12 protein-coding genes and 1 pseudogene are annotated in these 12,148 nt (G+C 69.6%); 5 read left to right on the forward strand and 8 right to left on the reverse strand.

The window, feature by feature from the left end; translation table 11 throughout:
- Positions 1 to 102: 102 nt before the first annotated feature.
- Positions 103 to 840, reverse strand: coding sequence for a TetR/AcrR family transcriptional regulator (locus tag AAFF41_RS08000; protein ID WP_060894805.1), 738 nt, complete (start codon positions 838 to 840; stop codon positions 103 to 105).
- A 166-nt stretch (positions 841 to 1,006) separates the two neighbouring features.
- Here AAFF41_RS08000 and AAFF41_RS08005 point away from each other — a divergent pair, with 166 nt between their 5' ends.
- Positions 1,007 to 1,456, forward strand: coding sequence for a nitroreductase family deazaflavin-dependent oxidoreductase (locus AAFF41_RS08005; protein WP_079089222.1), 450 nt, complete (start codon positions 1,007 to 1,009; stop codon positions 1,454 to 1,456).
- Positions 1,457 to 1,579: 123 nt separating this feature from the next.
- Here AAFF41_RS08005 and AAFF41_RS08010 read toward each other — a convergent pair whose 3' ends face one another.
- Positions 1,580 to 2,836 (reverse strand): geranylgeranyl reductase family protein, encoded by a 1,257-nt coding sequence (locus tag AAFF41_RS08010; protein WP_319745562.1) that lies wholly within the window; start codon positions 2,834 to 2,836, stop codon positions 1,580 to 1,582.
- A 184-nt stretch (positions 2,837 to 3,020) separates the two neighbouring features.
- On the opposite strand from AAFF41_RS08010, the gene AAFF41_RS08015 reads away from it, so the two are divergent.
- Positions 3,021 to 4,376, forward strand: a complete 1,356-nt coding sequence (locus AAFF41_RS08015; protein ID WP_319745560.1) for a dipeptidase — start codon at positions 3,021 to 3,023, stop codon at positions 4,374 to 4,376.
- Between the two features lie 152 nt (positions 4,377 to 4,528).
- On the opposite strand, the gene AAFF41_RS08020 is transcribed toward AAFF41_RS08015, so the two are convergent.
- Together AAFF41_RS08020 and AAFF41_RS08025 are read right to left on the reverse strand one after the other, a co-directional pair.
- Positions 4,529 to 5,569 (reverse strand): NUDIX hydrolase, encoded by a 1,041-nt coding sequence (locus tag AAFF41_RS08020; RefSeq protein WP_319745558.1) that lies wholly within the window; start codon positions 5,567 to 5,569, stop codon positions 4,529 to 4,531.
- Positions 5,570 to 5,713: 144 nt separating this feature from the next.
- Entirely contained in the window at positions 5,714 to 5,908 is a 195-nt protein-coding gene (locus AAFF41_RS08025; protein ID WP_319745557.1) for a hypothetical protein, read from the reverse strand.
- A gap of 50 nt (positions 5,909 to 5,958) precedes the next feature.
- Here AAFF41_RS08025 and AAFF41_RS08030 point away from each other — a divergent pair.
- Positions 5,959 to 6,138 (forward strand): annotated as a pseudogene (locus tag AAFF41_RS08030) (excalibur calcium-binding domain-containing protein); the annotation flags it as partial.
- A gap of 707 nt (positions 6,139 to 6,845) precedes the next feature.
- Here the strand turns inward: AAFF41_RS08030 and AAFF41_RS08035 are convergent.
- A complete protein-coding gene (locus tag AAFF41_RS08035) occupies positions 6,846 to 7,820 on the reverse strand; it encodes a Clp protease N-terminal domain-containing protein (protein ID WP_343323758.1) in 975 nt (324 codons plus the stop codon).
- Between the two features lie 68 nt (positions 7,821 to 7,888).
- Here AAFF41_RS08035 and AAFF41_RS08040 point away from each other — a divergent pair, with 68 nt between their 5' ends.
- A complete protein-coding gene (locus AAFF41_RS08040; RefSeq protein ID WP_319745553.1) occupies positions 7,889 to 8,248 on the forward strand; it encodes an excisionase in 360 nt (119 codons plus the stop codon).
- Positions 8,249 to 8,504: 256 nt separating this feature from the next.
- Complete coding sequence (locus AAFF41_RS08045) at positions 8,505 to 8,726, forward strand: hypothetical protein (RefSeq protein WP_054228798.1); 222 nt, start codon at positions 8,505 to 8,507, stop codon at positions 8,724 to 8,726.
- Between the two features lie 81 nt (positions 8,727 to 8,807).
- Here the strand turns inward: AAFF41_RS08045 and AAFF41_RS08050 are convergent, their stop codons facing one another.
- From AAFF41_RS08050 to AAFF41_RS08060, 3 genes are read right to left on the reverse strand one after another with little or no spacing between them, the layout of a single operon-like run.
- Positions 8,808 to 9,737, reverse strand: coding sequence for a carbohydrate ABC transporter permease (locus tag AAFF41_RS08050; protein ID WP_054228799.1), 930 nt, complete (start codon positions 9,735 to 9,737; stop codon positions 8,808 to 8,810).
- On the reverse strand, positions 9,734 to 10,648 hold the full coding sequence (locus AAFF41_RS08055) for a carbohydrate ABC transporter permease (RefSeq protein ID WP_079065231.1): 915 nt from the start codon (positions 10,646 to 10,648) through the stop codon (positions 9,734 to 9,736). The genes AAFF41_RS08050 and AAFF41_RS08055 overlap by 4 nt, the downstream gene beginning before the upstream one ends.
- Before the next feature lie 20 nt (positions 10,649 to 10,668).
- The gene (locus AAFF41_RS08060; protein WP_343323759.1) at positions 10,669 to 11,937 is read right to left on the reverse strand and encodes an ABC transporter substrate-binding protein; all 1,269 of its coding nucleotides are present in this window, start codon (positions 11,935 to 11,937) and stop codon (positions 10,669 to 10,671) included.
- Positions 11,938 to 12,148: the final 211 nt, after the last annotated feature.

Genomic DNA, 12,148 nt, shown 5'->3' on the forward strand with positions numbered 1-12,148 from the left:
TAGACGGCACGGGCCGCCGGTGGCGTCAGCCGGGCGAGGTGATCACGCGTACTCCCCACGGAGTACCGCCCGGTCCCTCCACGGATCACCACCCGGTCGTCGTCAGGGACCGCCCGTGCCGTTCCCCTTGCCCGATGACCCGGTCGGCTCGGGGTACACCAGGCCCACGCCGTGGGCGAGTTGGTCCACCGCGTGCCGGAAGAACGGCTCGCGGTCCTCCACGAGCCGGTTGAACTGCCCGAAGAGCTCGAACCCGATCAGCCCGTAGAGCTGGGCCCAGGCGGCGACGAGCGCCGCGACCGCCTCGGGCGGCAGGTCGGGCGCGAGGTCGGCGGCCATCCGCTGCGCCTCGGCCTTCAGGTCGGGCGGCAGCGGGGTGCGGGCCACCCCCTTGCCCCGATACGCGTCACGCACGATGCCGACCAGCAGCAGCCCCACGCGGGAGGCGGCCGGGATGGTCGTGTCCGGCGCGGTGTAGCCGGGCACGGGCGAACCGTAGATGAGCGCGTACTCGTGCGGTTGCGCCAGGGCCCAACGGCGCGCCGCCATGCACACCGCGATCCAGCGTTCGCGTGGCCCGGCGCCCGCGACCTGCGCGTGCGCCGCCTCCGCGCTCTCGCCGAGGGAGTCGTAGGCGTCGATGATGAGCGCGGTCAGCAGGTCGTCACGGCTGGGGAAGTATCGGTAGAGCGCGGAGGAGACCATGCCGAGCTCCCGGGCGACGGCTCTGAGCGAGAGCTTGGCGGCGCCCTCCGCGGCGAGCTGTCTGCGTGCCTCTTCCTTGATGGCCGCGGTGACCTCGATCCTGGCTCGGGCGCGTGCTCCGCGTGCGGTACTCATGCGGAGAGTGTGCCACGCCTTCAGAGCAGTGCACACAAACGAGAGCACTGCTCTTGATTTGGATCACTGATCTCATGCAGACTGCTCTCAATCGAGAGCAGTGCTCACAAAAGAGAGCAGCGCTCCCTCGCAGAGAGCGGCGCTCTCGCAACCGATGGGGGTCATCATGTCCACGCACGTCCAGAAGCCCGGCTGGTTCACCGTCAACGTCTTCAACCGCTGCGTGGCGTTCATGACCCGCCGCGGTCTCAGCATCTGGGGCTCCCGGGTCCTGGCCGTCCGTGGCCGCAAGAGCGGCGCATGGCGCACCACCCCGGTCAATCTGCTCACCGTGGACGGACAGCAGTACCTGGTCGCACCCCGCGGCCACGTCCAGTGGACGCACAACATGCGGGCCGCGGGCGGAGGCGAACTGCGCCTCGGCAAGAGGGTGGACACGTTCACCGCGACCGAGGTCGGCGACGACGACAAGGTTCCGCTGCTGCGCGCCTACCTCAAGCGCTGGAAGGCGGAGGTCGGTGTCTTCTTCGGAGGCGTCGGCCCCGACTCCTCCCCCGAGGAGCTGCGGCGCATCGCTCCCGACCACCCGGTCTTCCGGATCACGGTCACGAGCTGACCGGCCGGAAGCCGACGGACACCCCCGTCGGCCACCGGCACTCCAGGGCCACGGAGAGGGACACGGACGCGGACACGCACACGGACGCGGACGCAGCCACGGACACGACTCCGCGGCCAACGGTCACTCCGTGGTCGGAGTGCTCTCGGCGACCGTCGGCGCGGCGACGGCCGAGCGCCGGTCGAGCGCGGACAGGGCGCGCCCTGCCATCGGGTGGGAACGCACCAACTCGCCCAGCGTGGTCGAACCGCGGGTGATCCCGGCGAACGCCCTCCAGGCGGGCCGGAAACTGGTGATCGCCGCGTGGAGCATGCCCGGCCGGCGCTCGAAGGCCGCGAGCATGCTCTTGCCGACGGCCATCTCCACGCCGAGCCCGGCCTTGATGGCGAAGGCGTAGTTGAGCGCCTGGCGCCGGGTGTCCACCGCGTCGTGCGCCTCGGCGATCCGTACCGCCCACTCCCCCGCGAGCCGCCCGGAGCGCAGCGCGAAGGAGATGCCCTCGCGGGTCCAGGGTTCGAGCAGCCCCGCCGCGTCACCGCAGACCAGCACGCGCCCGCGCGACAGCGGGGAGTCCTCGGCGCGGCAGCGCGTCAGGTGACCGGAGGAGACGCTCGGCTCGAAACCGGCGAGCCCGAGCCGGGCGATGAAGTCCTCCAAGTACCGCTTGGTGGCGGCACCTTCGCCGCGCGCGGAGATCACGCCGACGGTGAGCGTGTCCCCCTTGGGGAACACCCAGCCGTAACTGCCCGGCATGGGACCCCAGTCGATCAGGACCCGCCCCTGCCAGTCCTCGGCGACGGTCTCCGGCACCGGGATCTCCGCCTCCAGGCCGAGGTCGACCTGGTCGAGCTTCACCCCGACGTGCGCCCCTATGCGGCTGGCGCTGCCGTCCGCGCCGACGACCGCCCGCGCCAGCACGGCCTCGCCGCCCTGAAGGACGACGGCGACGGTGCGCCGGTCGGGCACCGCGGACCCGTGCTGTTCGACCCGCGAGACCGTCACTCCCGTGCGCAGCTCGGCTCCCGCCTTCTGGGCGTGCTCGACGAGCTGCTGGTCGAACTCGGGCCGGTTGATGAGCCCGAACAGCATCTGCCTGGAGCGCCGGGTGCGGGTGAACTTGCCGTCGAGCGAGAACGTGACCGCGTGCACCCGGTCCTGGAGAGGAAGTTCGAAGCCGGGCGGCAGGGCGTCGCGCGAGGGGCCGATGATGCCGCCGCCACACGTCTTGTAGCGGGGCAGTTCCGCCTTCTCCAGCAGCAGGACGCTGCGTCCCGCGACCGCTGCCGCATAGGCGGCCGAGGCGCCCGCCGGCCCCGCGCCGACCACGACGACGTCCCACACCCGCTGTTCGTCGTCCGCCGAAGAGTTCTCGCTGCTCACGATGGTCTACTGCTCCAGTCCAGCCGTCTGCCGCCACGGTCCCGAGCATCCTACGGCGGGCATCGCCGCAGGCCGCTGTGGGAGGATCGGGGGCGTATGCGCCCTGCACACCAGGAACGCGCGTACGCACCGCCCGATCACTTGTACACAGAAGTACAACGTCGCACCTACAAGGAGCGTGCCCATGTCGTCGAATCCGGTCGCCGAGACCGTCGCCTCGCTCATGCCCGGGGCGCAGGCGGAGCTCGCCGAACTGGTGGCCTTCAAGTCGGTGGCGGACTTCGACCAGTACCCCAGGAGTGAGAGCGAGGGCGCCGCGAACTGGGTCGCCGGCGCGCTGCGCGCCGAGGGTTTTCAGGACGTGGCGCTGCTGGACACCCCGGACGGCACGCAGTCGGTGTACGGCTTCCTGCCCGGGCCCGAGGGCGCCAAGACCGTGCTGCTGTACGCGCACTACGACGTGCAGCCGCCACTGGACGAGGCTGCCTGGACGACCCCGCCGTTCGAGCTGACGGAGCGCGCCGGCCGCTGGTACGGGCGCGGCGCCGCCGACTGCAAGGGCGGGTTCATCATGCACCTGCTCGCGCTGCGCGCGCTGAAGGCGAACGGTGGCGTTCCGGTGGGCGTCAAGGTGATCGTCGAGGGTTCGGAGGAGCAGGGCACGGGCGGTCTGGAGCGGTACGCCGAACAGCACCCGGAGCTGCTGACCGCCGACACCGTCGTCATCGGCGACGTCGGCAACTTCCGGCTGGGTCTGCCGACGGTCACCTCGACCCTGCGCGGGATGACGCTCGTTCGCGTGCAGATCGACACGCTGGAAGGCAATCTGCACTCGGGCCAGTTCGGCGGGGCGGCGCCCGACGCGCTGGGCGCGCTGATCCGCGTACTGGACTCGCTGCGCGCCGAGGACGGTTCGACGACGATCGACGGGCTGACCGGGGACGCGCGCTGGGAAGGCTTGCAGTACGAGGAGGAGGCGTTCCGCAAGGACGCCAAGGTGCTGGACGGGGTCGAGTTGATCGGCTCGGGTACGGTCGCCGACCGCATCTGGGCGCGTCCGGCCGTCACCGTGCTCGGCATCGACTGCCCGCCGGTCGTCGGCGCCACCCCGTCCGTGCAGGCGGGCGCGCGTGCGCTGGTGAGTCTGCGGGTGCCGCCGGGCGTGGACGCGGTCGAGGCGACCAAGCTCCTCCAGGCCCATCTCGAGGCGCGCACGCCGTGGGGCGCGCGGGTGAGCACCGAGCAGATCGGCCAGGGCCAGCCGTTCCGCGCCGACACCTCCAGCCCGGCGTACACGGCGATGGCCGAGGCGATGGCCGTCGCCTACCCGGGCGAGGAGATGCAGTCCGCGGGCCAGGGCGGTTCCATCCCGTTGTGCAACACCCTCGCCTCGCTCTACCCGCACGCGGAGATCCTCCTCATCGGCCTGAGCGAGCCGCAGGCGCAGATCCACGCCGTGAACGAGAGCGTCTCCCCCGACGAGCTGGAGCGTCTCTCGGTCACGGAGGCGCTGTTCCTCCAGAAGTACGCGGCGAGCTGACCACCCGGCGAGAGGGTCCTCGCGACCCGTCGAGGACCCTCTGGCTCGGTCTGGTGAACAGCCTGCGCTCCGTGCGCCGTTGACCATCGGCGCCGGATCACCCCGTGTCCGTACGCCCCCGGCGTCGGCCGAGGGGTGGCCCGGCATCGACGTCAGCCGAGCGGTACACCGGCCTCCAGGTAGAGTGCGGCGCCGCGCTCCCGCGCCCGCAGGGCCCAGCGCAGCCGCTCGTAGCGCACGGGCGGCAGCAGGTCCGCGGCCTCCCGCTCGGTCACGAAACGCCAGGCGCGCAGTTCGGGGCCGGGGAGGAGCAGCCGGCGGGCCTCGTCGGAGTCGAGGCGGCCGCCGTCGAAGAGAAGGCGCAGACCGCCGTAGCCGGGGGGCGCGGGCGGCTCCCAGTCCACCACCAGCAGACCGGGTACGTCCTCGAGCCGTATGCCGGTCTCCTCGGCGACCTCGCGCATGCCCGCGCGCGCTGGAGCCTCCCCCGGTTCGACGACGCCGCCGGGAAACTCCCAGCCCGCCTTGTAGGTGGGGTCGACGAGCAGTACCCGGTCCTCCTCGTCGAAGAGGAGGACTCCGGCGGCGACGGTCTCGGAGGTCGGTTCGGGGGTCTGCACGATGTCGCACGCCGACGCGTCACCGGTGCGTACGGCTTCGGCGACGCGCACTGCGGTGTCGTACGGGGTGAGGGCGCTGGTGTCGACGGGATGGGCGTCGGCGGTGAGCCAGGAGGCGAGCGCCGCGCGGTAGGGCTCGATGTGGTCGTAGGACCATTGGCGCACCCGTGTCTCGCCGTCGGGGAGGTTCTCGGGTATCTCCCGGTCGGCTATGCGCGCCCGCAGGATCGTTTCCGCCGGGGCGAGGAGCACATGGCGTACTTCGATCCGGCGCGAGGCGAGGCCGCCGAAGATCTCGTCACGGTACTCCTGGCGCAGCAGGGTCATGGGAACCACGAGCACGCCGCCGAGCTCCGCGAGCAGGGCGGCCGCGGTGTCGACCACCAGGCGCCGCCAGATCGGCAGGTCCTGGAAGTCGCCGACTTCGGCGAGGCGTTTGGCGGGCAGCAGGTGCGCGAGCTCGCCGCCGATCACCTCGGGGTCGAAGAGCGTGCTGTTCGGGATCAGGTCGATCAGTTCCCGTGCGGTGGAGGTCTTCCCCGCACCGAACGCTCCGTTGATCCAGACGATCACGGACAGTTCCCCCTCTTCTCTTGGCCCCCTGAGGCTTGCCCGCTTCACCCTGCCACGGAAACCAGCCGCAGATGAGGGAGCCGACGGCGCGGCACCGGTGTTCCGTCGCGGGGAGCACCGGCGCCGCGTGTCCGCCCCGGCGTTTCAGCCGTCGTGGCCGAGCGCGGTGTCGTCCACCGCCAGGCTGTCGCTGCTGAGCGTGTGGTCGAGGCTGCTGAGCGTGTCCTTGACGGGCAGGTCGCCCAGGGAATCGCCGTCGACGGCGTGGGACGGGGTGATCGCCGCGACGACGAACCCGGTGGCGAGGGAGGCGATGGCGAGCATGCTGCGCTTCTTCATGCCCGGTTCAACTCCCAACGCGACGAGGAGTCACGGGTGGGTCACGCGCGACGGTCACCGCGCAGCCCGCCGCCGCGGGCGGTGGCGGCAGCGACGACAGCGGCGGGGGCTCCGTGTACTACGAGAACTGCGCCGCGGCCCGGGCGGCGGGCGCCGCGCCCGTCCACGTGGGAGACCCCGGTTACGGCCGCCACCTGGACCGCGACGGGGACGGCGTCGGCTGCGAGTGACACGCGGATCAGCCCTCGGTGGACCCGGTGTCGCAGTCGGGACGCCTTGTCCCGCCGCTTCCGACAGCAGCGAGCCCCGCACCGGGCGCTGTTCCGGGCGGGGCATCAGCAACAACCCGACTGGATCGTTGGGATGTCGACGACCATGCTACGGGCGGCCACTGACAACGCGGGCCGGCTGCGCCGCCGAGCCACCAGCACGCAGATGATCCGCTCGGCCCGGGTACTACGTTGCTCGTCGTCCGCTCACGTGCAGCACACGGACAAGGGCCAGGCCGTCCGGTCCGGCTCCAGCGATGGTGATGGTGATGGTCGCCTCCGATTCGCCGTATTGCCTGCTCGCGGGAGATCGACCCGTGGTGCGCGCGGGCCAGCACCGGCGCGGCGCCGAACGCGGGACCGGACGCGCCGATCGCCTCGGTCGGGAACCTGGTCGGTCGGTCGGGAACCTGGTCGGCCGGTCGGCCGGCCTCGGTCGGGAACCTGGTCGGCCGGCCTCGGTCGGCTCGGCGAGGCGCGACTACCGGCGCGGGCCGGCCGACGGCGACGGGCCTGCCAGGCGCCGCGCCGGGCCTCGGTGGGCGCGGCGAACGCGGCCTGTGAACGACGCCCTGGTCGCCGGCGAGAACGGCGCCGGCGCATCGTCGCTCACCACACCCCGTCCTCACCTGTCCCACCGACAGGTTCCGGCCCGCTGCTCAGCCGGTTCACCGGCGGAGCCGGGGCGCGAGGACCGTGCGCACGACCTTGGCCACGTGGCTCGCGGCGGATCCGTCCTCCTCTCCGGGTTCCGGTTCCAGCACACGCTGGATCTGCAGCAGCAGCTGATGGGTCGACCGCCAGAGCGGGACGAACATGCCGGCCGCCGGCCCGACGCCCTGGATCGGGCCGTTGGACAGTTCGGTGACCTTCTTGGCGATCGCGACCGTCGTCGGGTCCCGCAGGATCAGGTGCACCTCGTCGTCGACCAGCCGGATTTCCATCGTGCGCGCGGCGGCCTCCTCCGGGTTCGCGTCCGTGGTCGTCTCCGGATCCAGTTCGTCGATCTTGGCGGCGACCGCGTCCGGGTCGACCCCGAGTTCGCGCAGCACCCTGGCCGCCATGCTGTTCTCCGCCCGCAGCATCGCCTCGAGCAGGTGATGGCTGCCGACCGGTGCACCACCGGCCAGCGCGCTGGCGGCGGCCACCGTGTCCTCGGTGGCAGGCGTGCCGGCCGGCCATGGGCCGGCCTCGATGTCCTGCGATCCCTCCAATGACGCCAGCACCGCGGCACGGATCTTGTTGACCGGATTGATCCGCTCGGCGAGCACCTTCGCGCCGACGCCCTCACCGTCCCCGGTGACCAGGGCGAGCAGGATGTGTTCCGTACCGATGGAGGTGTGGTGCAGCTGCTGCGCCTCTCGCAGGGCGAGGTCCAGCGTCTTCTTCGCGCTCGGCGCGAACGGGATATGGCCCCTCAGCTCCTGCGTGCCGGGCTTGGCCACCGCGGCGATATCGACCTGCGCCGTCTCCTTGTCGTACCCGAGTCGGTGCAGAACTTTCGCCGCCGTGCTGTCCGGCGCGTCGAGCAGCCCCAACAGGATGTGCTCCGTGCCGATGTGGTGGTGCTTGAGCAGCCTCGCCTCCTCCTGAGCCGTGACGACCGCCTTGCGGGCTTCCACCGTGAACCGTTCAAATGGCATGGCTCCATAGTCCCAACCATGTCAATACACTGTTATTAATAGGGTCACTCTGTTGAAGGGAGGGTGCGATGGAGACACCGTCGGACTGGGAGGGCCGGCTCGCGCGCTGGCAGAATGAGCTGGAGCTGTTCGAACAGCTGGACGAGACACCCTGGGTCACGTTGGCCAAGGCGGAAGCCGAGACCGGCGTTTCCCGCTCGGCCCTGCGGTCCTGGTACCGCAACGGCGAGATCCGGTCCCGGCTGGTGGACGGCCCGAACGGACCGCAGCGCCTGGTCCAGCTGGACGCGGTGATCGAGCGCGCCGCCGCGTCACCACGCATTCAGCGCAGGGCGGAACGGGAAGTCAGCCTGGAAGCCCAGGTCACTCTGCTACGGCACCGGGTTGACCAGCTTGAGCTGCGACTGGCCGCGCTGGAGCGGACGTGACCGGCGCGAGCAGCACCGTGCCATCGGCCCGGAACGGTGACGCCGCCGCCGGATCCGCCTGCTCATCCACGACCAGGGTGTACGGCCGGTCCAGCGGCGCCCCGTAGGGGAACGGGCCGGCACCGGGGGCCGGCGCCACCGCTTGCCGGGAAGGTACGTCGGCCTACGAGCGCCCACGCCGTCCGGCACGCGTACGGGGGCGCTCTGAGCCCGGGCTCCGGATGCGCATCCGGGCGGGCCGGGCGAGTCTGAAACCATGCCCGGAGAGCTGCATGTGATCGTGTACCCCCCATCCCCGACCGACGGCAGTCGGCAGGTGCGCGTCAACGGAGAACTTCTCACCGCACACTCATTGCGCGACCTGGCCGCCTTCCTCCGCTACGCCGGACTGGAAGGGATCGACGAAGTCGACGTGGCCAACTCAAGGGTGATCGAGTGGCACGGCGGCGGGCCTGAAGCGTGGTCTCCACCGACGTGACGCGCGACCCGGCTGGAGGCCGACGGCGGCTCCCGGTCTGTGCGCACTTCATGCCTGAGGCCGACGTCTGCGCGTCAGGACCTACCCCTTGGTGGACCCCAGTGTCAGGCCCGCGACGAAGTGCCGTTGCAGGAGCAGGAAGACCAGGATCGTGGGGAGGGCGACCAGGACGGAGCCCGCGGCCAGCAGGTTGTAGTCGGTGAAGAACTGGCCGCGGAGGTTGTTGAGGGATGACGTGATCGGGAGCTTGTCGGGGTTGGAGATGAAGATCAGGGCCCAGAGGAAGTCGTTGTAGATCCAGGTGAACTCGAGGGTGCCGAGGGCCGCGAGGGCGGGGCGGCACAGCGGGAGGGTGATGCGCCAGAACTGGGTCCACACTCCCGCGCCGTCGACGATGGCGGCCTCGAGGATCTCCTGCGGCAGCGTCCGCATGAAATTGGCCAGCACGAAGACGCAGAAGCCCATCTGGAAGCCGATGTTGACGATGATGACGGCCCAGTAGGAGTCGTACATCGTCAGCGAGTCGGACATCCACCACGGCAGCGGGATCCTGTTGAACAGGACGTACAGCGGGGTGACGATGACCTGTTGGGGCAGCAGGTTGCCCGCGGTGAAGAACATCAGCAGGACCAGGCCCCCACGCAGCTTCAGCCGGGACACGGCGAAGGCGACGAACGAGGCGAGGAAGAGGGTCACGAGGACGGCGGGCACGGCGATGAGCAGGGTGTTGGTGAAGTACTTGCCCATGCCGGATTCGCTGTAGGCGCGGCGGTAGTACTCGAAGGACAGGTGCTTCGGGAAGGAGAAGTAGCCGTTCTGCGCCGTCTCCTCGTACGGGCGCAGCGAGGCGTAGACGGCGAGCAGGAGCGGCGCGAGGAAGGCGAGCGAGACGCCCATCAGGAAGATGTGGACGCCGAAGCGGCCGGGACGCGGCCGGCGGCGGGGAGCGGGCGCCTTCTCCGGAGCGGGTGCCGGGCGCACGGGGGCGCCGGTGCGGATGTCGGCGGTCATCGTTCGCGCGCACCTCGCAGCTCTTGGACCAGGAACGTCACGATGAACCCCAGGGAGACGGTGAGCAGGACGACCGCGATGGCGGAGCCGAATCCGATGCGGCTGGCTTCCCCGATGATGTTGTCGGTGATCAGGACGGAGAGCAGTTCCAGGCCGTTGCGGCCCTTGTTGACCGCGTAGACGATGTCGAACGCGCGCAGCGCCTCGATGACGGTGATGACACCGACGATCACGTTGACCGGGCGCAGGGTCGGGAAGACGACACGGAAGAAGGTCTGGCGGGCGTTCGCGCCGTCGATCGCGGCGGCTTCCTTCAGCTGCGGGTCGACGGACTTGAGCCCGGCGAGGTAGAGGATCATGACGTAACCCGTGTGCCGCCAGCTCGCTGCGATCATCATCATCCAGATGTTGAGGTGCGCGTCGCCGAGCCAGTCGATCGGGTTCTCGTGGTTGTTGAGGATCGTGTTGACCACGCCCTGGTCGGTGCCGAGGATCAGCTGGGCGATGAAGCCGACGATGGCGAGCGAGAGCACGACCGGCAGGTAGATCACGGACTGGTAGAAGCGGCTGAAGCGCACTCCACGGTCGATGAGCACCGCGAGAAACAGTCCGAACGGGGTGGCGATCAGGCCGAGGAAGAGCAGCCACAGAACGTTGTGGCGGACGGCGGGCCAGAACGCCGGGTAGTTCTCGAACACGTTCTTGTAGTTGTCGCCGCCCACCCAGTGGATGTCGCCGACGCCGTCCCAGGAGGTGAAGGAGAGCCCGATGGAGGCGAGGGTCGGGCCCCAGACGATGACGATGTCGAGCAGGACGGGTATGCCGAGGAGCACGCCGAGGACGACGGTGTCGCGGCGGGTGAACCGCCGCAGCCGCCGTCGTCCGGCGCGCCGTGGGATGTTGAGCGCCACGGAACGTCTTCCCCCAGTGATCAGCCGACGGGCGACGAGAAGATGGTCTTCTTCTGTCGTTCGATGCTGTTGCAGAGACCGTCGACGTCCTTCGGGTTGCCGATGAAGTCCTGGATCGCCTTGATCATCACGGTCGAGGCGAAGTCCGGACGGGTGTCGCGGTCCATGAACTGCGAGATCTGCTTGGCGCCCGAGACGAGCTGGGCCGATTTCTTCTGCAGGGCGCTGTACTTGGTGGTGTCGGCCCCGTCGTTGACGGCCACGTTGTTGGGGTCGAGGGCGAGGTAGGTGTTCTCGGCGGTGGGGGTGCCCAGCCATTTCAGGAGGGCCATGGCGCCGTCGAGGTTCTTCGACTTCTTGGCGACCAGGAAGCCGTCGATGGGCGCTTCCACGGCGTCCTGCGCGTACTGCGGGTCCATCTCGGGGAAGGCGAAGAAGTCGATGTCGTCGCGTTCGTTCTCGGGGAACTGGGTTCCCGGGTGCGGCATTCCGAAGACCGCCATCCCCGTCTTGCGCTGCTGCAGGCTCTGCCCGGCCTCCTCCCAGGTCCGGCCGAGCGCACCCTTCTGGTAGTAGGGCATGACCTCGCGCCAGGTGTCGAAGACGTTCTTCACCTTGGTGTCGGTCCATGACTCCGTGCCGGCCATCAGGGACTTGTGGAAGTCGTATCCGTTCAGGCGCATGTTGATGTAGTCGAAGGTGCCCATCGCGGGCCAGCCGTCCTTGTCGCAGAAGGCGACGGGCGTCCCGTCCTTCGACATCCGCTTGGCCAGTGCGATGAAGTCGTCCCAGGTCTTGGGCTGTTGGTAGCCCTTGGACTGGAAGAGGCTCTTGCGGTGGAAAACGGCCCACGGGTAGTAGTAGTACGGCACGAAGTACTGCTTGCCGGAGTGGGTGGACTGCTCCTTCAGGGCGTCGGAGAAGCCGGTGAATCCGCTCCACACGTCGCTGATCTCGTGCAGGAGCCCCTTCTCCGCGAAGTACTGCATGCGATACCCCGCGAACCACATGAAGACGTCGTCGGGCGTGCCCTGGAGATAGCGGTTGATGTTCTCCTGGAAGTCGTTGTGGTCCTTGGTGTTGACCTTGACCTTCTTGCCGGACTTCTTCTCGTACGCCGAGAAGGCCGCCGCGTACGCCTTCTTGGGGACCGGGTCAGAGGCGTTGGACCCCACGGTGACTTCGTTCTTGTTTCCGCCGGGTCCGCTGCCGCAGGCGGACAGCAGGGCGGGGAGCGTGAGCGCGCCGGCGCCGAGCGCCGCACCACGCAAGAGATTTCGCCGGGACATCCGATGACCTGAGGTGCCTTCGGGCACGACAATCCCCTTCAACGATGACTGTGCCATGTCCCCCTCCTCGGGGTGCCACCCAACACAACCGAACGCGAGGCTTGGATCTCACTCCCATGTCGGAGTGTCGTCAAGGGTTCGGACGAGATATCGAACAACCGTTACCACTTCTCTTCCAACAGAGTTGGACAGGTCCTACCGTAAGCGCGCA

The organism is Streptomyces mirabilis, from assembly GCF_039503195.1.
GTDB classification, from domain to species: domain Bacteria; phylum Actinomycetota; class Actinomycetes; order Streptomycetales; family Streptomycetaceae; genus Streptomyces; species Streptomyces mirabilis_D.

Excerpts from the sequence above, each read along its gene's own strand:
- AAFF41_RS08000 (WP_060894805.1), bottom strand. The coding sequence starts at position 840 with ATGAGTACCGCACGCGGAGCACGCGCCCGAGCCAGGATCGAGGTCACC.
- AAFF41_RS08005 (WP_079089222.1), top strand. The coding sequence starts at position 1,007 with ATGTCCACGCACGTCCAGAAGCCCGGCTGGTTCACCGTCAACGTCTTC.
- AAFF41_RS08015 (WP_319745560.1), top strand. The coding sequence starts at position 3,021 with ATGTCGTCGAATCCGGTCGCCGAGACCGTCGCCTCGCTCATGCCCGGG.
- AAFF41_RS08025 (WP_319745557.1), bottom strand. The coding sequence starts at position 5,908 with ATGAAGAAGCGCAGCATGCTCGCCATCGCCTCCCTCGCCACCGGGTTC.
- AAFF41_RS08035 (WP_343323758.1), bottom strand. The coding sequence starts at position 7,820 with ATGCCATTTGAACGGTTCACGGTGGAAGCCCGCAAGGCGGTCGTCACG.
- AAFF41_RS08040 (WP_319745553.1), top strand. The coding sequence starts at position 7,889 with ATGGAGACACCGTCGGACTGGGAGGGCCGGCTCGCGCGCTGGCAGAAT.
- AAFF41_RS08045 (WP_054228798.1), top strand. The coding sequence starts at position 8,505 with ATGCCCGGAGAGCTGCATGTGATCGTGTACCCCCCATCCCCGACCGAC.
- AAFF41_RS08050 (WP_054228799.1), bottom strand. The coding sequence starts at position 9,737 with ATGACCGCCGACATCCGCACCGGCGCCCCCGTGCGCCCGGCACCCGCT.
- AAFF41_RS08060 (WP_343323759.1), bottom strand. The coding sequence starts at position 11,937 with ATGTCCCGGCGAAATCTCTTGCGTGGTGCGGCGCTCGGCGCCGGCGCG.